The 20262-nt window shown below is 56.9% G+C and carries 13 protein-coding genes; 7 read left to right on the forward strand and 6 right to left on the reverse strand.

Translation table 11 applies throughout. The features are described 5' to 3' along the window. Positions 1–245: 245 nt before the first annotated feature. Genes HCU74_RS18785 through HCU74_RS18795 form a run of 3 tightly spaced genes read left to right on the forward strand, consistent with a single transcriptional unit; the run spans position 246 to position 4944 of the window. Positions 246–2027, forward strand: coding sequence for an FAD-dependent oxidoreductase (locus HCU74_RS18785; RefSeq protein WP_168451974.1), 1782 nt, complete (start codon positions 246–248; stop codon positions 2025–2027). Further along, positions 2027–3895, forward strand: a complete 1869-nt coding sequence (locus HCU74_RS18790; protein WP_168451975.1) for a 2-oxoacid:acceptor oxidoreductase subunit alpha — start codon at positions 2027–2029, stop codon at positions 3893–3895. The genes HCU74_RS18785 and HCU74_RS18790 overlap by 1 nt, the downstream gene beginning before the upstream one ends. Then, complete coding sequence (locus tag HCU74_RS18795; protein ID WP_168451976.1) at positions 3892–4944, forward strand: 2-oxoacid:ferredoxin oxidoreductase subunit beta; 1053 nt, start codon at positions 3892–3894, stop codon at positions 4942–4944. Before HCU74_RS18790 ends, HCU74_RS18795 begins: the two co-directional genes overlap by 4 nt. On the opposite strand, the gene HCU74_RS18800 is transcribed toward HCU74_RS18795, so the two are convergent. The 4 genes from HCU74_RS18800 to HCU74_RS18815 form a co-directional block, all read right to left on the reverse strand. After that, a complete protein-coding gene (locus tag HCU74_RS18800) occupies positions 4941–6323 on the reverse strand; it encodes a hypothetical protein (protein WP_168451977.1) in 1383 nt (460 codons plus the stop codon). The two genes, HCU74_RS18795 and HCU74_RS18800, sit on opposite strands and share 4 nt — an antisense overlap. Further along, positions 6313–7767: a rhomboid family intramembrane serine protease gene (locus tag HCU74_RS18805; RefSeq protein WP_168451978.1), complete on the reverse strand. Its 1455-nt coding sequence runs from the start codon at positions 7765–7767 to the stop codon at positions 6313–6315. Before HCU74_RS18805 ends, HCU74_RS18800 begins: the two co-directional genes overlap by 11 nt. Positions 7768–8155: 388 nt before the next feature. Next, positions 8156–9043, reverse strand: a complete 888-nt coding sequence (locus tag HCU74_RS18810) for an alpha/beta fold hydrolase (RefSeq protein WP_168451979.1) — start codon at positions 9041–9043, stop codon at positions 8156–8158. Between the two features lie 114 nt (positions 9044–9157). Further along, complete coding sequence (locus tag HCU74_RS18815) at positions 9158–9421, reverse strand: hypothetical protein (RefSeq protein WP_210425393.1); 264 nt, start codon at positions 9419–9421, stop codon at positions 9158–9160. A gap of 193 nt (positions 9422–9614) precedes the next feature. Between HCU74_RS18815 and HCU74_RS18820 the strand changes: the two genes are divergently transcribed. From HCU74_RS18820 to HCU74_RS18835, 4 genes are all read left to right on the forward strand, one after another. After that, on the forward strand, positions 9615–14444 hold the full coding sequence (locus tag HCU74_RS18820) for an NAD-glutamate dehydrogenase (RefSeq protein WP_168451980.1): 4830 nt from the start codon (positions 9615–9617) through the stop codon (positions 14442–14444). Positions 14445–14498: 54 nt separating this feature from the next. Continuing rightward, positions 14499–16010 (forward strand): DUF7133 domain-containing protein, encoded by a 1512-nt coding sequence (locus HCU74_RS18825; protein ID WP_246864725.1) that lies wholly within the window; start codon positions 14499–14501, stop codon positions 16008–16010. Positions 16011–16215: 205 nt separating this feature from the next. Beyond that, a complete protein-coding gene (locus HCU74_RS18830) occupies positions 16216–17916 on the forward strand; it encodes an NAD-dependent malic enzyme (protein ID WP_168451981.1) in 1701 nt (566 codons plus the stop codon). Positions 17917–18025: 109 nt separating this feature from the next. Next, entirely contained in the window at positions 18026–18859 is an 834-nt protein-coding gene (locus HCU74_RS18835; protein ID WP_246864726.1) for a TIGR03619 family F420-dependent LLM class oxidoreductase, read from the forward strand. 89 nt (positions 18860–18948) lie between these two features. On the opposite strand, the gene HCU74_RS18840 is transcribed toward HCU74_RS18835, so the two are convergent. Further along, entirely contained in the window at positions 18949–19158 is a 210-nt protein-coding gene (locus HCU74_RS18840) for a cold-shock protein (RefSeq protein ID WP_168451983.1), read from the reverse strand. A gap of 391 nt (positions 19159–19549) precedes the next feature. Continuing rightward, positions 19550–20206, reverse strand: coding sequence for an HTH-type transcriptional repressor FabR (fabR, locus tag HCU74_RS18845; protein WP_168451984.1), 657 nt, complete (start codon positions 20204–20206; stop codon positions 19550–19552). Positions 20207–20262: the final 56 nt, after the last annotated feature.

Raw genomic sequence — 20262 nt, forward strand, 5'->3', positions numbered from 1 at the left:
GTCGTTGCTTTAACTCGTCGTGCCTGTTCTGTGACATTGAAAAGGCGAAAAGTTTCCCCAATGGCGCACTGGCTGGAGACCGCCGTGCATCAATAAGGCGCCTGTCGCGGATAGTTATCGCGCCATTTTTCTAATGAATTTAATTCCGCGCTGTGCTGTAATCAGTGTCGGACGGGGTGTCGGCCCCGAAACAGTCCGACACTGCGCGACCCGAACAGAGCTAATAATAAAAGCGAGGGGGAGCATTGAAGCCCACTGATATCCACGACCCCGAATATTTTCACAAGGTGGTCGATTGCCAGTACGCCTGCCCGGCACACACTCCTGTGCCCGAATACATTCGGCTTATCGCCGCCAAACGCTACACCGATGCCTACCTGATTAACTGGGAATCCAACGTTTTTCCCGGAGTGTTGGGGCGCACCTGCGACCGTCCCTGCGAGCCGGCCTGTCGGCGTGGCCGGGTAGAAGAGGAGCCTGTCGCCATTTGCCGGCTCAAGCGCGTGGCCGCCGATAACAAAGGCGACCTGACAGACCGCATGCCGAAGATTCCGACGCAGAAAAATGGCTATAAGGTCGCCTTGATTGGCGGTGGTCCAGCCTCGTTGACGGTGGCTCGGGACTTGATGCCGCTAGGGTATAGCATCGACCTCTACGACGATCAACGTGCCGCAGGCGGTTTTATGCGCAGCCAGATTCCGGCCTTCCGTCTGCCGGAGTCGGTGCTCAATGAAGAGGTCAATTACATTCTCGATATGGGTGTGGTGTGCCACCACAACCATTACGTGGAGAGCTTGAAGGGAGTTCTGGACAAGCGTTACGACGCCGTTTTTGTCGGTACCGGCGCTCCCCGTGGTCGCGACCTGGATATACCTGGCCGGGCCGAGGCTGCGGCCAATGTTCATATTGGCATTGACTGGTTGTCCAGTGTCGCCTTTGAGCACATCGACAGTATCGGCAAGCGGGTGATTGTACTCGGCGGTGGTAACACGGCCATGGACTGCTGTCGCACCGCCCGCCGCCTCGGCGGCGAAGATGTCAAGGTTGTGGTGCGTAGCCCCTTTGCCGAAATGAAAGCCTCGCCCTGGGAAAAGGAAGACGCCCAGCACGAGGGTATTCCCATTCTCGATAACCACGTGCCCAAGGCTTTTGTGGTCGAATCGGGAAAGCTGGTGGCCATGCAGTTTGAAAAGGTCAAGGCGGTGTACGACGGCAGCGGCAAGCGCTCGCTGGTGCCTCTGAGTGAGCCGCCGGTCACGATTCCCTGTGACGATGTGCTGGTGGCGATCGGCCAGGAAAATGCCTTTCCCTGGATCGAGCGGGATATCGGCATTGAGTTTGGCAAATGGGATATGCCGGTAGTCGACGCGACGACTTTCCAGTCCTCCAACCCCAGAGTGTTTTTTGGGGGCGACGCCGCTTTCGGCCCTGAAAACGTGATTACCGCTGTGGCCCATGGGCATCAGGCCGCAGTGTCAATTGACCTGTTCTGCCGGGGAGAGGCGGTAAGTCAGCGACCGCCACCGGGGGTCACTCTGGTGTCGCAGAAAATGGGCATCCACGAGTGGAGTTACGATAGTCAGGTGGAAAGTGACAAGCGCTATGAAGTGCCTCAGGCTGCCCTGGCCGACACCCTGTCAAACCGCAAAATGGAAGTGGAGCTAGGCTTTGACGAACAGACTGCCTTTGACGAAGCTCAACGCTGTTTGAACTGCGACGCCCAAACCGTATTCAGCGAAAAGCTGTGTATTGAATGCGATGCCTGTATTGATATTTGTCCCACAGATTGCCTGACCTTTGCGGTGAATGACGGCGATGAAGACAGCCTGCGCCAGCGACTGAAAATACCGGCGAATAACCGCGACCAGGATATTTACGTTTCTACCGACCTCAAAACCGGCCGCGCGATGGTCAAGGACGAAAACGTCTGCCTGCACTGCGGCCTTTGTGCCGAGCGCTGCCCAACGGCTGCCTGGGATATGCAGAAGTTTTACTACACGGTGACCAAAGCGGGGCAGAGTGTCTGATGAAGCGGATCGAAGCAGTTAACGACTTTGTGATTAAGTTTGCCAACGTCAATGGCACTGGTTCGGCCAGCGCAAACAATATGTTTGCCAAAGCGCTGTTCCGCATGGGGCTGCCGGTTAGCCCGAAAAATATCTTTCCCTCCAATATTCAGGGGCTGCCCACCTGGTATGAAGTGCGGGTGAGTGAAAAGGGGTATTTGGGCCGCCGGGGCGGCGTCGATATGATGGTCTGTGTCAATCCCCAGAGTATGGCGCGGGATATCAAGGAACTGGAATCCGGCGGCTATTTTCTTTACGACTCCAGCAAGCCCCTCGACCTGCGTATGGTGCGCAGCGATATTCATTTCATTGGTGTGCCGCTGAAGGACTTGTGCCAGCGCGAATTCAGCGATGCCCGGCAGCAGCAACTGTTTCGTAATGTCATCTATGTGGGGGCCCTGGCCGCTCTGTTGGATATCGAATTCGACGTGCTGACCAAACTGGTGTCAGACCAGTTCGGTGGTAAGGAAAAGCTGGTGACCCCCAATGTGCGTGCCCTGGAATTGGGTTACCACTACGCCATTGAAAATTTCCAATGCCCCTTGGGTATTCGCGTGGAGCGACGGGATGCCGTGGGTGAGCAGGTGCTGATTGACGGCAATACCGCGGCCTCTCTTGGTGCCATATATGGCGGGGCGACGGTGGCGGCCTGGTACCCCATCACACCCTCTACCTCGGTGGTAGACGGTTTTGAAAAATACTGTAAGCGGCTGCGTATCGACCCCGGCAGCGGTGACAAAAACTACGCCATCGTACAGGCGGAAGATGAACTGGCGGCGATTGGCATGGTGATTGGTGCCAGTTGGAATGGTGCGCGGGCGTTTACCGCCACCAGCGGGCCGGGTATTTCGCTGATGAGCGAGTTCCTTGGCTTGGCCTATTTTGCGGAGATTCCCACGGTACTTATCAATATTCAGCGCGCGGGGCCGTCTACGGGGATGCCCACCCGCACTCAGCAGTCCGACATCCTCGCCTGCGCCTACGCCTCACACGGTGATACCAAGCAGGTGCTGCTATTTCCATCGACACCCAAGGAATGCTTCGACATGGGAGCTCAGGCCTTCGACCTGGCTGAGTCGCTGCAAACCCCGGTAATAATGCTCAGCGATCTCGACCTGGGAATGAACGACACCATGTCGCCGCCACTGGAGTGGGATGACAGCCGTGAATATCAGCGTGGCAAGGTATTCAGTGAGCGCGACCTGGAGGAAATGAGCGAGCGCTTCGGGCGTTATCTCGACATCGATGGCGACGGTATTCCCTACCGTACCTACCCCGGCACCCACCCGACCAAGGGTGCGTTTTTCACCCGTGGCACGTCCCGTGATGAATATGCGGTGTACACCGAAGACGGCGACGCCTATCAACAGAATATGGAACGTTTGCTGAAAAAGTGGGAAACCGCCAAGAGCTATGTGCCGGCCCCGGAGCTAATAAGCTGTAGTGGCGGCAGTACGGTGGGGGTTATTCACTTTGGCACCAGTCGCGATGCAACGCTGGAGGCTGTCGATGCACTCGCTGCGCAGGGGGTTGCGGTCGATACCCTGCGCATTCGCGCACTGCCATTTTCATCGGTGATTGACGACTTTATCGACTCCCACGATACCGTGTTTGTGGTCGAACAAAACCGCGATGCCCAGATGCGCAGCCTGCTGGTAAATGAGTGCGAGGTGTCGCCTCGTCGCTTGCTGTCTATTCTCAATTTCAATGGCACCCCGATCACCGCGCGGCAAATCCGCGATGAGATCGCCCAGCACCTGCAGCGGGACAAGGGGAGTAATGTGCGGCCCCTGCGCAAGGGCGCCAGTGCCAAGGAGTCCCGTCGATGACCTATACCCGCCCGGCGTTTCGTCACCCCGAACTGCCCAGCAACGCCCTGGGCTATACGCGCAAGGATTACGAAGGCGCCATCTCCACCCTGTGCGCCGGTTGCGGCCACGACTCGATCAGCGCCGCTATTGTGCAGGCCTGTTTCGAACTGTCGATTGCCCCCCACAAAGTCGCCAAATTGTCGGGAATCGGCTGTTCCTCAAAAACGCCCACCTATTTTCTTGGCAACTCCCACGGCTTTAATTCGGTGCATGGGCGCATGCCCTCGGTCGCTACCGGGGCGAACCTGGCGAACAGGGAGTTGATTTATATCGGGGTGTCCGGTGATGGTGATACCGCGTCAATCGGCATGGGCCAGTTTACCCATGCGGTGCGTCGCAATCTGAATATGATGTACGTGGTCGAGAACAACGGTTGTTATGGTCTTACCAAGGGTCAGGACTCAGCGACCGCAGATGTGGGCTCGGCCAGCAAAAAAGGCGAGCCGAATCCCTTTGAACCTATCGACCTTGCCAGTGTGGCGCTCCAGTTGGGAGCGACCTTTGTCGCTCGCAGTTTTTCCGGTGACCGCGCTCAGCTGGTGCCTCTTGTCAAAGCGGCGATCAGTCATCGCGGCTTTGCCTTTATCGATGTGATTTCCCCCTGTGTGACGTTTAATAATAACCCGGCTTCAACCAAGGGCTACGAGCATGTCCGCGATCATCTGGCGGCTACTGGCACCGTAGACTACGTGCCCTTCAAGGAGGAAATTTCCACCGACTATAAGCAGGGTGAAAGCAAGGAAGTCACCCTGCATGACGGCTCGGTGGTGCATTTGCATAAAGCCGACCCACAGCTGGATTTGTCCAGCCGGCGCTCGGCGCTGCGCTTGATTAAAGACTACAAGGCGAAGGATCAAATACTTACCGGCTTGCTGTTTATGGACGAAGATTCCCGCGACCTGCACGAGATTCTGGGAACCAGCAAAACTCCGCTGCGCGACCTGGTCGAGGCTGATCTTTGCCCCGGCCAAAACGTCTTGGCGAAATTGAACGACAGTTGGCGCTAGGCCGACTTCGCCGCCAGTTGTTTTTGGTGAAGCTGTATCAGTCGCGTCAGCAACTGACGACATTTGTTGGCCTGGACTTTGGCGCCGGGCAATCCATCCAGGGCTTTCACCAGTAGCTGATAGGCGGGAATCAAATCCTTGAACTGGGGGTCGATGCTGTACAAGCCGCTGAGCAGCCGGCTTACCATGCGCAGATCGTTGCGGCCTTCGTAGGCCTGGGCCAGAACATAGCGCAACCGGGCGTTCCGGGGCAGAAAGTCCGGGCAGTCGGCACGCATCCGTTGAAACAGCTCAAGCATGGTGGCGTCCAGGCCCCGTTGGTGTAACGTGAGGAGATACGCGGGAAGGTAGTCGATAAGTGTGGCGCGGGCATCGTCGTCGCTGCGCGAGCGTATAAACAGGTATTCGCAATACAATTGCTGGCAGGTGGCGTCGTCACCCAGCGTTGGCATGATCTTGGCGAATAGCCGGTCCAGAGCGGCCCATTCTCCCTCGCATAGCAGCACCTGGATCGCCGCCAGGCTGCGATCGCGATAGCTGCGTCGCTCGACGCTGCGGCGTTGGTGGCGGTCATCCTTTAAGCCAATTTCCGCGCGGTGACGAAACAGCAGCAAGCCCATCCAGTGAAACGCAACAATGCCGTAAAAACTCAGGGTTAGTGCCATGAGCACATGGGCGGCCAGCGCGCTCACCTGGCCGACGGTGGCGTGTATCAACTCCAGGCTGCCACCGATCAACAGTACCGAGCCGAGTAACAGGCCATAGGAACCACCACTGACACTGCACAGGCGAAGGATATTGCCGGGTTTGAGTGCGTCACTCAGCTGATGTGTGACCGCAAATAACATGATGACGGCGGGTAATACCAGTAACAATGCGAGGCTGGCGGAGGCGCTGAGAATTGGCCCGCTAAGCCAGTGCAGCAGGGCCGGGAAGCCCACCGCAATGGCCGACATAATGCATAGTTTACCGAATAGTCCCTGCTGTCGGCTAAGACGCTGGGGAAAAGGCGGCGCGTCAAAATTGCCCGTTGCGGTGTCCGCCAGACAATTCATGCCGTAGGCGAGGAGAATGCCCAGAGGGATCAGCGACAGCGCCCAGCCGAAGGGGAGATAGGGCAGCGGGGTGAGCAATAGTGCGACGGTAAGCAGCGCTGTCAGGCCATTGGGGTTTGCGGGGTAGCGAAGCACTTCGTCGAGCTTTTCCAGCAGCGGCGTATTCAGTTGTGGCGAAAGGCAGGTTTCCAGCTCTTCATTGCACAAAAAACAGCGCACATCACGGGCGTATTGCCCTTCATTACTACAGGTGGCGCAAACAGCAATTTCGCAGTGGTGACAGCTATAACTCGCTGATTGCAGAGGGTGATATTTACAGTGCATCGGCGCCTCCGGCGATATACGACCTTGCCAGTTGCTCGTAGGTCTTTTTCTTCTGTACGTGGCCGCGATTGCCAAAGCTGTTTGCCAGTGCGTTGGCCAGTGCGCCGAGGGCAACAGAGTGGTAACCGCGTGCGCGGAGCTGGTCGAAAATTTCCTCTGCTTTGGGGAGTAGTTTGGGAGTATTCAGCTCAAAGGCGACATGGTACAGAGTGTCGTCGGAAATTCGGGCATGCAGGTCGGGATGCTCCCGCCACAGCTTGGCGAGAACCGTGCGCTGGCGATTGTTCTGCGGGTGCTTTTTCATCAATGCCTCGATGCCCTCGGCGGTGACATCATTTTCCAGCAGGGCGAGTTTGTAGCGCAGTTGGGCGCAGTCGAAATCTTCACCGTAACGGGCGACGATGGCGTCAAGGGCTGTGCGGGCCTCGTGAATACGCAGGTTACCAACGAGCTGATAGATCTGGTCAAGGGCGGCGAGGTAGTCACTGCCATTGCTGGTGGTGGCCTCTTGCTCCGGTTCAGGGGGCTGGAGCAGGTCGAGTGCCTTGGCAGTAAAATAAAAAGCGATTCCGCTGGCGATGGCGCCCAAAATGGCGAAAAAGCTATTCGGCTCGGCAAAGCCGGTGAGAACGGCGCCCGATTGCAAAAACAACAGCAGGGCAAGGGGCGCGGCTGCGTGCACAGGGACGGTGCCGCTAAATGGGCCAAACCAGCAAAAGAAGGGCGAACTGCTCGGCCAATGGTATATCAGGTAGACCGAACACAGCGCTGCAAGTGGCACCACACTGCCGCTGAGAACCGTGTGGCTGCCTGCCGGCGAGAGGGTGAAGGCTGCCGCGCCGAGGCATTGGGCGAGAAGATACAGGGTGACGATACGTGCGCTGCCCATGCGTGATTCCAGGTCTACGCCGCAGGCAATCAGCAGTAGCATGCCAAGAATCAAATGAATGCTGTTGGCATGGACAAAGCTGTAGCTGAAAAACCCACTGATACTCGGTTGCTGCATACTCAGGCCGTGGGCGAGGAAGGACTGGTCGCTGACGACCGCTTGCAAACTGTTGCGCTGCTGCAGCCAGAGGTCGATACGACGGTGGTTGGCGTCGGCCCCGGCGCCCCAGGTGTCCACCATTTGCTGGGCGTTGGCGCGCTGAAACTCAGCGTAGCCAAGGTCTTGCAGGAGGCGTAGCGCTTTTTCAGTGTTGCCGCTCTGCTCGAAGGCGGTGATGCGATTCGAGGCTTCCCGCTCGCTGAGGTAGCCGAGATAAAAAGGGGTTTCCATTTCGAGAAAGCCGGCCTGGGTGAATTGCTCAGCGGCGTTCTCCAGTGCTCGGCTATCGCTGCGGGCGGTCAGCAGATAAACAAGGCTGCTGATCAGCACCAGCACAATGACGGCATAGGGTGGCCGCCGGCGGTGTTGGAGGGGCGACTTGGGAATAATCAGCATGGCGGGCACCGCGACAAAGCTGGTTTGTTCATGGCTGCAACCATCCGTGGTGGGCTAGTGACAAAGATACGACACATTATCGCGATAGAGTGCTGTGTCAATTGGCAAGCGTCAAGAGCGTGAAGCAGGTTCCTGTTTATTCGATATTTCGTGAATTTTTACGTGATATCGGTCTTGTTTGCCGATTTTGGCGCAAAACCGGGGTGGTCGCCGACCGATGGAAAACAGGAGCCACAGCGCTGCGGGAGCAGCTGCAGCTCCAAGGGGGGAATGCCTGCGTGGTGTAGGTCTTGTGCCAGCTCATGGCCAGTCTGGCTTGGTGTCACTATTAATATAGAGCGCTATACCGATGCTGTCCAAAATCGACGGGGTATAGCGCCAATCGGTCTTACCGGGCTGTCTGTAACAATCCGCGGTTATCAAGCCAGTTTCGGCACAGCGTTACCACTTGCGCGCAGTCTTCCTGTGGCGCCATGTGTCCCGCGTTGCGGATCACATCGTGATCGACCACAGCAGCACTGCGATTGAGGTGATAGTTAAATACCGCGGCGTTGTACATATAGGAGTGTTCGCCGCGCAGCACCAGAGTTGGCACGGTTATTCGGCGCAACGCCTGCCAGGGACTGCTGATATTGCGAAAATTCAGCGATTCCCACTCCGGGTCAAATCGCAGTCGGTAGCCGTCACCATCGCGTTCCAGCACCGCATTGGCGTAATCGTCGAAGGCCTGGGTAGAAAAGCCCCGATAAGCTGCTTTCTGGCGGTGGTGCTCGATAAAAGCTTCGGCGCTGGGCCACTCCCGACGGCGACGCCGCGTGCCGGTGACCAGATTCAAACGGCCGGTCAGCCAGGGGGCGATTAGCGGGGCTAGGCGGGCCAGTCGGCGCCCGGGGAACGTGGCGGGATCAATCATAATCAAGGCCCTGAACAAGTCGGGCCGTTTTACGGCGGCGTGGGCGCTGACCGTTGCGCCGATCGAGTGCCCTATCGCGACGACGCCCTCACTCGCGCCGCGCTGCTGTTCCAGAAAGGCAATCAGATCGTCGGCATAACCTTGCCAGCTCTGGTACAGGGAAGTGGGTGGCGGGCCCCACATGCCACGGTTTTCCAGCCCGACAATTCCAAAGTCGTTGCGGAAGTGTTCAAGGAAAAAGCGATAGCTGGCCACGGGCAGGCCGTTGGCTGAGGAGAAGTGCAGCAGGGGCCGGTCGGGCTTGGCGCACTCCTGCCACAGGGCCGGGCCGCGGCCGAAATTCCCGGTGTGTTGCTGAAACATAGTAAACATCTTTGCTGGGGGAAGGGGTAATTTGCGGGGGTCACCCGCCAAATACATTGGCAGCGCCGGGAGGCCGCGCTGCCATTTGGGCGAACGAGGGTCTGTTATCAGACCCTAGCGCAGTGCGTCTTCCTCGCTGACAACCGGGCGGCTCTCCCGAGTGCCGCGCATGCTGTGGCCCTCAGGGGTTTCATTGCCGTCGAAATGGGCCAGCATGACATGGTCGTCGTGAACTTCGGTAAGCACGCCGACAAAGGGCATGTCCATCATACTGCCGGACACACGGTAGCTCACCAGATCGCCTACCTTGAAGGTCTCCGGTTCAAAATTGAGGTCAAACGGGCACTTGTTTTCGCTGTCACTGATCATTGATTTCATTGTTAGGGCTCTCTTGTTATAGGTAGTCAATGCAAGGTGGAATGCATGGGTTTCGAGTATATCAATTCTCGGGCCGGCGCCCCACCGTTTCCCATGGGGACAGACCCCGGGGTCTGTCCCCATGGGTGGAAATCTCCTGCTAGACTCAGGTCATCGCGAACATTTTCAATGCTGAGCAAAGGGCGAGTTCTCTATGAGCAAGCAGAGCGTGCGGCAACAATTGGTGAAGCGTGTACTGCGCATCGCCAACGAGCGATTGGAGGGCGAGGAGGCGGCGTTGTTTTGCCGCTTTGTCGAACAGGTGATTCACGTTCACCCGGACGAGGGCCAGTTGTCCTGGGACAGTGAGTCGAATTTTGGAGTGTTTTACGGGCTCTACCGCTTCTCCCGACAGCGCAAGGCGAATACATCGCTATTCAAGGTATTCAATCCCGAGCTGGAAACCGATGGCTGGCTGTGCCGACACACGGTGATTTATTACTGCCAGCAGGATATGCCCTTTCTGGTGGATTCGCTGCGTATCGCGCTTAACCGACAGCAGTTGAATATCCACCTGTTTGAAAGCGCGTTGATGTGGGTGAAGCGGGATCGCAGCGGGGCCTTGCAACAGGTTTCCGGCAGAGGCACCCGGGCCGTGCGCTGTGAAAGTGTGGGCTACATTTTGGTCGATGCATGCAACGACAAGGCCCAGCTGTCGCGTATTACCGCGACCCTGCAGCAAGCGTTCAGCGACGTGGCCCTGGTCGTGAACGACTTTGAGCCGATGACGGCGCGTATGGATCGCAGTATCGAAGAACTGTCAGGACGTCTTGGCGAAGACAGTGAGGAAGTCGCCTTTCTGCGCTGGCTGCGGGGAGGCAATTTCACCTTTCTGGGAATGTCGGATTTTGCACTGGCGGATAACGATAGCAGCATTGTCGAGTTGGGCGATAAACAGCTGGGCTTGATGAAGCGGCGAGCCCCTCTTGAACGGGTGCCGTTGGCCGAGTTGTGTGAGGGATTCTCTGAATTCTACCGCGAGTCGCCGGCGCTGGCTTTTACCAAAACCTCGCAAAAGTGTACGGTGCATCGCTACGTCTACGCCGACTATATTATCGTCAAGCGCTTCTCTGCCGAGGGTGAGGTGCTGGGGGAAACGCGAATCCTCGGATTATATACCGCCGGTATGTATTACCGCAGTGTGTATTCCATTCCGCTGTTGCGTAGCAAGGCCAACTGGCTGCTGGAACACTCCCAGCTTGACGGTGCCAGCCACAACGGCAAAACCTTTCAGTTGATGGTGGAGCGTCATCCCCGGGACGAACTGATTCAGGCCGACAGCCGCGCGCTGCTGCAAACCCTGCTGGGAGTGTGGAAGATTTACGAGCGCCGCGCCGTGCGTTTGTTTACCCGCATCGACCGTTTTGAAAAATTTGTCAGTTGCATTGTTTACCTCCCCAGAGAAGCGGTGAAGATGGAGCGGCAGATTGAGGCTCTGCTCGCCGAGGCCATCGGCAGCGACGACTGCGAGATCAGCACCCAGTTTTTGTCGGAATCGGTGTTGGCCCGCATCCATCTGGTGTACCGGGTCAGCACGCGCAATTTTCGCCAGCTGGATGTCGAGGCGCTGGAAACAGAAATACTGGAACTCAGCCGCGACTGGGGACGCCGATTCGCCGAGGTGTGTATGGAGCGAATGGGAGAGGAACAGGGGCGCAGGCAGGCCAACCTCTACCAGGAGGCCTTTCCGGCGGCGTACAAGGAACGCTTCAGTCCCTGGTTGGCGGTGAACGACGTCGAGCTGTGTAATCAACTGCATGGCAGGGATGACATCAGCATCAGCCTGTTTCATGAAATTGGCGCGAACGAGGGGACACTGCGCTTGAAACTGTTCCACCGGGAGGTGTCACTGCCCCTGTCAGATATATTGCCCCTGCTGGAGAACCTTGGCTCCCGGGTTATCGTTGAACACCCCTATAAAATCTGCCCGGCGGGGGAAAGCGACATCTGGATGCATGACTTCGCCCTGGAGCACGATGTGGGCAAGGGGCAGAGCATTAATCTCGCTGCGGTGCGGGAAACCTATCAGGACGCGCTGCGTGCGGTATGGCAGGGCAAGGCCGAAAACGACAGCTTTAATCGACTGGTATTTGGCGCCCGCCTCGACTGGCGGTCGGTGGCCTTGATCCGCGCCTATGCCCGTTACCTCAAGCAGCTTGGCACCCTGTTCAGTATGGACTTTATCGCCTCGGTGCTCTGTGCCCACGTGGATATTACCCGCGACCTGATGGCCTTGTTCCGCTGCTTGTTTGATCCACGGCGGGCCGGGCAAAAAAATACTGACAAGGTGCTTAAGCTGCGACAGCGCATCCTCGATGCACTGGATGAAGTGCAGAACCTGAACGAAGACCAGGTCATTCGCCAGTATCTCGCCAGTATGGAAGCTACACTGCGTACCAATTTTTTTCAGCAGGACAGCAGCGGGCAATACCGCGAATGCATTGCGCTGAAAATCAATACGCGGCAACTGGACTTTGCCCCGGAACCGCGCCCTGAATTTGAAGTGTTTGTCTTCTCGCCCCGGGTTGAGGGGGTACACCTGCGCGGAGGCAAGGTGGCCCGTGGCGGTATTCGTTGGTCGGATCGCCTGGAGGATTTCCGCACTGAAATTCTTGGCCTGGTGAAAGCTCAGCAGGTAAAAAATGCCGTTATCGTGCCCACCGGCGCCAAGGGGGGATTTGTCGCGCGTCGAGCGGCCGCCATGGATACGCGCGAAGAGTTGTTTGCGGAAGGGGTGGCTTGCTACAAGTTATTTATCGGTAGCCTGCTGGATATTACCGACAACCGCGTAGGTAATACCGTTAAGCACCCCAAGGGCGTGGTGTGCCGTGACGACGATGACCCATATCTTGTGGTCGCCGCCGACAAGGGTACCGCCAGCTTTTCTGATATCGCCAACGATATCGCCATTGACTATGGCTTTTGGTTGGGTGATGCCTTTGCCTCGGGTGGTAGCAATGGCTACGATCACAAGGCGATGGGTATCACTGCAAAGGGCGCCTGGGTTGCCGTGCAACGGCATTTTCGAGAGCTGAATGTGAATGTTCAGGAGGACGATTTCAGCGTTATCGGTATTGGCGATATGGGGGGCGATGTTTTTGGCAATGGCATGTTGCTGTCGCGCCATATCAAACTCCAGGCGGCGTTTAATCATTTGCATATCTTTATCGACCCTGATCCCGACCCCGAACGGTCCTGGCAGGAGCGCAAGCGCCTGTTTGACCGACCGCGGTCGAGTTGGGCGGACTACAACACGGAACTGATTTCAGCCGGTGGCGGGGTGTTTTCCCGCAGTGCCAAGCAGATTCCCCTGTCGCCGCAGATGCAGGCTTTACTGGATTGCGAAGACAGCAGTCTCGCACCCAATGCCCTGGTGCGCAGGCTGTTGCAGGCGCGGGTGGACCTAATCTGGAACGGCGGCATTGGCACCTATGTAAAGGCCAGTGACGAAAGCCATGCCGAAGTGGGCGATCGCGCCAACGATATGCTGAGGGTCAGCGGTAAGGAATTGCGCTGTCGAGTATTTGGCGAGGGTGGCAATCTCGGGATGACCCAGCTTGGCCGAATGGAATACTGTCGTCAGGGAGGAATCTGTAACACCGACTTTATCGATAATTCGGCGGGGGTGGATTGCTCCGATCATGAGGTGAATATCAAAATTCTGCTCAACGCCAGGTTGGAAGCGGAAGACCTGACGGTGAAGCAGCGCAACCAGCTGCTGGCAGATATGACCGACGATGTTGCGGAATTGGTGCTGTATAACAACTACCGCCAGACCCTGGCGATCAGTTTGGCGCGGCACCGCCGGGACAAGCATCATCACGATTATCTGCGTTTTATTGAATACCTTGAAGACAGTGGCAAGTTGGCGCGGGAGCTGGAGTTTCTGCCCGACAACGAAACGATCAAGGCCCTGCATAGCGAGGGGCTGAGTTGGACACGACCGGAGCTGTCGTTGTTGGTTTCCTACGCCAAGGTATTGCTGAAGGAACAATTGCTTGACGTGGCGGAGTCGCCTGACCCGTGGATTCAGCGGCGAGTGTTTGAGGCGTTTCCCGAGCGTCTGCGGGAGCAGTACCGCGACGGGATTCTCGACCACCGTTTGCATAGGGAAATTATCGCTACCCAATTGGCCAACGACATGGTCAATGTGATGGGGTTTTCCTATTATTTGCGTCAGGACCTTTCGGTGGGCACCACCGCCGAGAGCACTGCCAAGGCCTTTGTAACGGTGATGGAGCTGTTCGACCTGGACAGCTTGTGGCGTCAGATCGAGAACCTGGACTACAAGGTGTCCAGCGAGACCCAGTATGAATTGTTCCACCAGGTCATGCGTTTGGGGCGACGCTGCACCCGCTGGTTTTTGCGCAACCGACACGACCTTGAGCCTGATCAGCTTATTACCTCGATGAAGGGCGACTTCGACACCCTGTTACCGGTGCTGGGGCAATATCCTCAAGGCGACTGGGGTGCCAGTTGGCAGCTGCTGCATCAACAGTGGATGGACACCGGGGTGCCCGAAGGGCTGGCATCACAGGTGGCCTCATTTGATGCCTGCTTTCTATTGCCAGGTTGTGTGAGCTCGGCACAGAGGGTTGAATGCCCGGCTCCAGTGTTCACTGCCTTGGTGTTTGAGCTGATGAGTGAACTGGCGATGGACTGGGCCATTCAGAAACTGATTGACTGGCAGCCGGACGGGCGCTGGCAGGACCTTGCGCGGGAGTCCTATGTGGATAACCTTGAAGCGATTGTGCGGCAGTTGGCAGTGGGCTTAATACAGGCGTCTTCAGCGGTCGGGGAGATAGAGGTAGCGGCCTTGCTGGGCCGTTGGCGCGACCATAATGCCCCACGGTTGCGGCGTTATCTCAGTACGATCAACAGTCTGCGGGCCGCCGCGACCCAGGATTTGGCGATATTTACCGTTGTGCTGCGCGAGCTTCAGGATCTCGTCGATGCCTCGCTAAGTGATAGCGGCGCGACCTGAGGCAGGGGGCTATAGTGTAATGATTATGTTTGGCGTGTGTTGCGGGAGGCCGATTTGTTGAAAAAAGTCATCAAGATCGTCGGTGCCCTGGTGCTTGTGACCCTGCTAGGGGTCATTGTGACCCCATTTGTTTTGCTGCAATGGGGATCGCCGGGAATGGCGGCAGCATCGCGGGCGATTCTGCACAGTGCTATTGGCTACAGCGGTGCCGAGGTGGCCGAGGCGGAACTGCGTCAGGGTTTGTCGCTCGCGGGGTCGCTGAAGTTGCAGGTGTTTGCCTCGGGGTTGAACAATGCGCGGTTTATGGCCGTGAGTGAGCATGGTGACGTGCTGCTGAGCCGGCCCCGAAATGGTGAAGTAATACTGCTGACCCAGGATCGCAATGGCGACGGCATGGCCGACGCCCGCAGGGTGTTGATCGACGGTCTCAATCGCCCCCACGGGCTGGAGTTGAAAGATGGCTGGCTGTACATAGCTGAGTCAAATGCAATTGGTAAAGTGCCTTTTGATAGCAAAAATGGCCAACTCGCCGGCGACTATCGCCAAATCGTGGTCGGCCTGGGCGATAACGGCAATCACTGGACCAAAACCATCGGCTTTGGACCAGATGGCTGGCTCTATCTCACCTCGGGTTCGACCTGTAATGTTTGCGAGGAAGTCGACCCCCAGCGGGCCACCATGATGCGGGTGCAGCCTGATGGCAGCGGTTTGGAAATTTATGCAACGGGCTTGCGCAATAGTGTCGGCTTCGACTGGGCGCCCTGGAACGACGAGCTTTATGCGACGGATAATGGTCGCGACCTGTTGGGTGACGACTTTCCCCCTTGCGAGTTAAACCGTGTTGAGCGGGGAGGGTTCTACGGCTGGCCCTATTTCAATGCCGACCAGCGCGACCCGGATTACGGTGCCAGGTTACCCCAGGGCGTTGCCGACCACCGTCTGCCTGTTCATGAATTTCGCGCCCACAATGCCCCCCTGGGAATTCACTTCTGGCGCAATCCTCCCAGCACCGACTACCAGCGTACAGCGCTGGTTGCTTTGCACGGCTCGTGGAATCGCAGCCAGCCCGATGGCTACAAGGTTGTTGCGCTGAGCTGGGATGACAAGGGCCGCATTGTCGAGCGGGACTTTCTGTCGGGCTTTTTGCAGAGTGACAAACTGCTGGGGCGGCCGGTGGATATTGCTGAAGCACCCGATGGCAGTTTGTATGTTTCCGACGATTACCGGGGCACGATCTACCGAATTGGCGTTGATGGGGCGAATATGCCGGCTTCGGCAATATCGTCGGCGGAGGAAAATATGGTCAGTGTTGACTCGGCGTTGTCGGCCTACACCGTGGCGGAGCGCGCTGAGTTAAAGGAGCGCGGCGAGCAGCTTTATCGCCAATATCCCTGTGCTTCCTGCCATAACGCCAACGCCAGGCCGTTGAAGGCCCTGCCGCAGCGCTACTCATTGGCCGAACTGGCTGATTTCTTTGTCACACCAACGCCGCCCATGCCGCAATACCCCCTGGACTCGGGTGAGCGCGAGGCGCTGGCCGTTTATCTGTTTAGTCTCGCCGAGTAGCTGCGCCAAATCGGTGCGCTGCGGGCTGTGTGGCTTGGTGGTGTGCACGTTGTTGGTGCTTGTTTGCAATTTACTTATTGTTTTTCAAGGATTTTTTGTCAATATTGGGTTCCTGCATAGCCCTCGTTACAGCCCTTCACTACAATAGCGGCAAATATTTTTGTCGCCGCGATTGCGGTGCCATACCCAGGCTGTAGGCATCATTATGAAAAAGCAAAAGCCCCTGTATATTTCCTATGCTGGTCCCACACTGCTGGAGACCCCGCTGCTGAATAAAGGCTCGGCCTTTACCGAAAAAGAGCGACGCAGTTTCAACCTGATGGGTCTGCTACCCCCTCGCTACGAAAATATCGACGAACAGGCAGAACGCGCCTACATGCAATACCGCAGCTTTGACGAACCGATCAACAAGCATATTTATCTGCGGGTCGTGCAGGACAACAATGAGACCCTGTTCTATCGCTTGCTGAACGACCACATCGACGAAATGCTGCCCATCATATACACCCCTACCGTGGGTGAGGCCTGCGAGCATTTTTCCGATATCTACCGCAGTGCACGGGGGATCTTTGTCTCCTATGAAGAACGGGCCTATATGGACGATATTCTGCGCAGCGTCACCAAAGACAACGTGAAAGTGCTGGTGGTGACCGATGGTGAGCGGGTGCTGGGGCTCGGTGACCAGGGCATCGGTGGCATGGGTATTCCCATCGGTAAACTGTCGCTGTATACCGCCTGTGGCGGCATTAGTCCGGCCTACACTTTGCCGGTGGTGCTCGACGTGGGCACCAATAACCGCAAGCTGCTCGACGACCCGATGTACATGGGTATGCGCCATGAGCGTATCGGCAAACCCGACTACGACGACTTTGTTGATCAGTTCATCGATGCGGCCCAGGAGCGCTGGCCTGGGGTGTTAATCCAGTTCGAAGACTTTGCCCAACCCAACGCCATGCCAATACTGCAGCGTCACCGCGATCGGGTATGCTGCTTTAATGACGACATTCAGGGTACGGCAGCGGTCACTCTGGGCACTCTTTTGTCAGCCTGTAAAAACAAAGGCGTCGCATTGCGCGACCAAAAAGTGGTGTTTGTGGGGGCGGGGTCCGCCGGTTGCGGCATTGCTGAACAGATTATTCGAGCAATGGTTGACGAAGGGCTGAGTGATGAAGAGGCTCGCCGTCAGGTGTTTATGGTTGATCGATTTGGTCTGCTTACCGAGGGTATGGAAAACCTCGTCGACTTTCAGCAGAAACTGGTACAGCCCGCAGCGGCCGCCGCCGATTGGCAGCGCATCGACGACACGGAATACCCAAGCCTGTTGGATGTGGTCAGCAATGTGGGGGCGGGTATTCTTATCGGTGTTTCCGGCAAACCGGGCTTGTTTACCGAAGAAGTGGTGAGAACCCTTCATCGCAGTTGCGCCAAGCCCATCATCTTGCCGCTGAGCAACCCCTCCAAACATGTCGAAGCGCGGCCAGAAGATATAATTGCCTGGACAGAGGGCGATGCGATTATCGCCACCGGTAGCCCCTTTGCCCCTGTGGACTACAAAGGCAAACGCTATGAAATATCCCAATGTAATAACAGTTATATTTTTCCGGGTATTGGGCTGGGGGTGATTGCCGCCAAAGCCCGTCGCGTCAGCGATGAAATGTTGATGGCGGCGAGCCGTACCCTGGCGGAGCATTCGCCCATCGACAGCCAGCGACTCAATGCGGTGCTGCCGCCGCTGAAATTACTGCCGGAGCTCAGCAAGAAAATTGCCTTTGCTGTGGCCCGTGTTGCCCAGGAGCAGGGGCACGCCCGGGAAACAACGGAAAAAGAGTTGCGCCAGGCCATAGAAAAGAACTTCTGGTTGCCGCAGTACCGGGAGTATCGCCGCACCGCCGCCCGCGCCCGCTGAGCTGATCTCGTCGGTATGTGGTATTCCGCCATCGCGGGTGGCGGCATACCGTGGTGGACACCGAATAAGATCTACTTGAGGTGTCCCCATGCACTTAGGCTTCACGTCCATGAATACGGCCAGCGACCCCGATCCGGCGGTGCTGGCCAAAGTGCTGGAACAGGCGGGCTTTGAATCCCTCTGGTTTGGCGAACACAGCCATATTCCCCGCTGTCGCACTACCCCCTACCCACCGGGAGGAGAGCTGCCCGGCCCCTATCGTCAAATGATGGACCCCTATATCTCGCTGATGGCCGCGGCGGCGGCAACGACAACCCTGAAATTGGGCACCGGCATTGCGCTGCTAATGGAAAGGGAACTGATTTCCCAGGCCAAAACCATAGTCACTCTGGAGCGATTGTCGGGCAGTCGGCTGTTGATCGGCACGGGAGTGGGTTGGAATCGGGAGGAATTTGAGAACGTCTCAGATCTGCCCTGGCAGCGCCGATATAGCGCACTGCGGGAAACAGTGGCGGCGACTCGCACCCTGTTTCGTGAGGCCTCGGCGGAGTTTCACGGTGAATATATCAATTTTGATCCAGTCTGGTTTGAGCCCAAGCCGCTGGCGAAGGTGCCGGTGATTTTCGGGGCAATGGGGCCGGTGGGTATGCGTCATGCCGCCGAGTGGGCCGATGGTTGGATGCCGGTAGATGTCGCGCTGGGCGATGTAAAGGAAAGCATTGCCGGATTTCACCGCTTGCTTGAGGAGTTTGGTCGCCGGCCGGAGGATGTGGAAATCACCCTGGTCATCATGGGAGAACTCAGTGCCGATCTGCTTAAGTACTACCGCGATTGCGGTGTTAGCCGCTGCAATGTTGGCGTGAGCATGGAAAACTGGGAAAAGCCCGAGCTTATCATGCCGTTGATAGAAGAATATTCAGCGGTGATTGAACAGCTGCGCTAGTGGTTGTTGGTATAAAACGGGCTGGCATTGCCAGGAACAAAAAAAGGCAAGCCGAGACGGCTTGCCTTTTTGCGGTATACCTCGGGCGATTAGATCGCGACGATGTTTTCCGCCTGTGGGCCTTTTTGGCCCTGAGTAACATTGAACTCAACCAGCTGGCCTTCAGTCAGGGTTTTGAACCCGGAGCTGACAATGGCGCTGAAATGCGCAAAAACATCGGGGCCGGATTTTTGCTCAATAAAACCGAAGCCTTTAGATTCGTTGAACCATTTTACTGTGCCAGTCGTTGCATTAGACATAAGAGAATATCCTGTAGATAAAGCATAAGAGTGCCTTCATGGGGCATGAATAGCGGGAAAAGGAGACTGATATTTAGAAACTACAGGACGAAGAATAAAACGCGACGAAATGGAGAGTATAAAAATGAGGCTTAATTTCAAGCTGGAGCCAGAGTATAGGCCGCTGGGTGTGAAGTCAATGTAAATCTCGTAATGGCGAGGAGCCTGGCGGCCTGCCAATGACTTCGCGGTCGCAGGCGGGGTTGAAAACGCAGAAAACCGTTTTTTTGATTTGCGCTCGAGCCTGTAGAGCCTGTAAATAAAATAAAACGCTGTAAACCGCCTGTCCGTGATTGCCGTTGAGTTGAGCCTTTGGCAACTGTTCATTGGCCCAGGGGCGTTGGATAGTTTTTTACTTTTTTCCGGCGCTTTGTTGTATTGCCAGTGCGCCGCGAATAATCATCTTGACCATGGTGGTTGCTTCGTCGATAAGTTGGGCGCGGTCCTCCGGAGCCAGGCGGTCTGCCGAGGCGCCAAGGGAAAATACCAGCCGTGAAATCGCCTTTGCGACCAGTTCGGGTTTGTGCATTTGAACGCCGTCGCGCTCACCCCGTCGTACCAGCTCGTCACAAAGCTCTTGCTCGAAGTAGGTCAGTTCGCGCTCTACTGCCTGCCGAAAGGCCGCCGAACCCAGCGACATCTCGCGCAGCAGTATCTGCAGGTAGCGACTGTCGTCATCCAGGGCTTCCATAAACACTTCGATCGAAGTGCGTACGCCTCCCTGGGTGTCTTTCAAACGCTGCCTCGCCTCGCGAATCATGCCCCGCAGTCCTCGTCCCGCTTGATCTATCAGAGCAACCGCCAACTCGTCTACATCACGGAAATGCCGGTAAAAACTATTGGGTGCGATATCGGCTGCCCGCGCTATCTCCCTCAGGCTGAGGCTGGAAACACTGCGATTGCCGTCGAGAAGGCTCACGGCGGCCTGCATCAACTCATGCTCTGTAATAGGGGCTTTACGGCTCGACTTGCTGCCATCGCCTTCTTTTCGTTTGCGCGTCAGGGGCATGAATACGGGTATCCGGCTGGGAAATAAGAGGCAAACTACCTGAATGGAGGAGTGCT

Source organism: Spongiibacter thalassae (assembly GCF_012272835.1).
Taxonomy (GTDB): Bacteria; Pseudomonadota; Gammaproteobacteria; order Pseudomonadales; family Spongiibacteraceae; genus Spongiibacter; species Spongiibacter thalassae.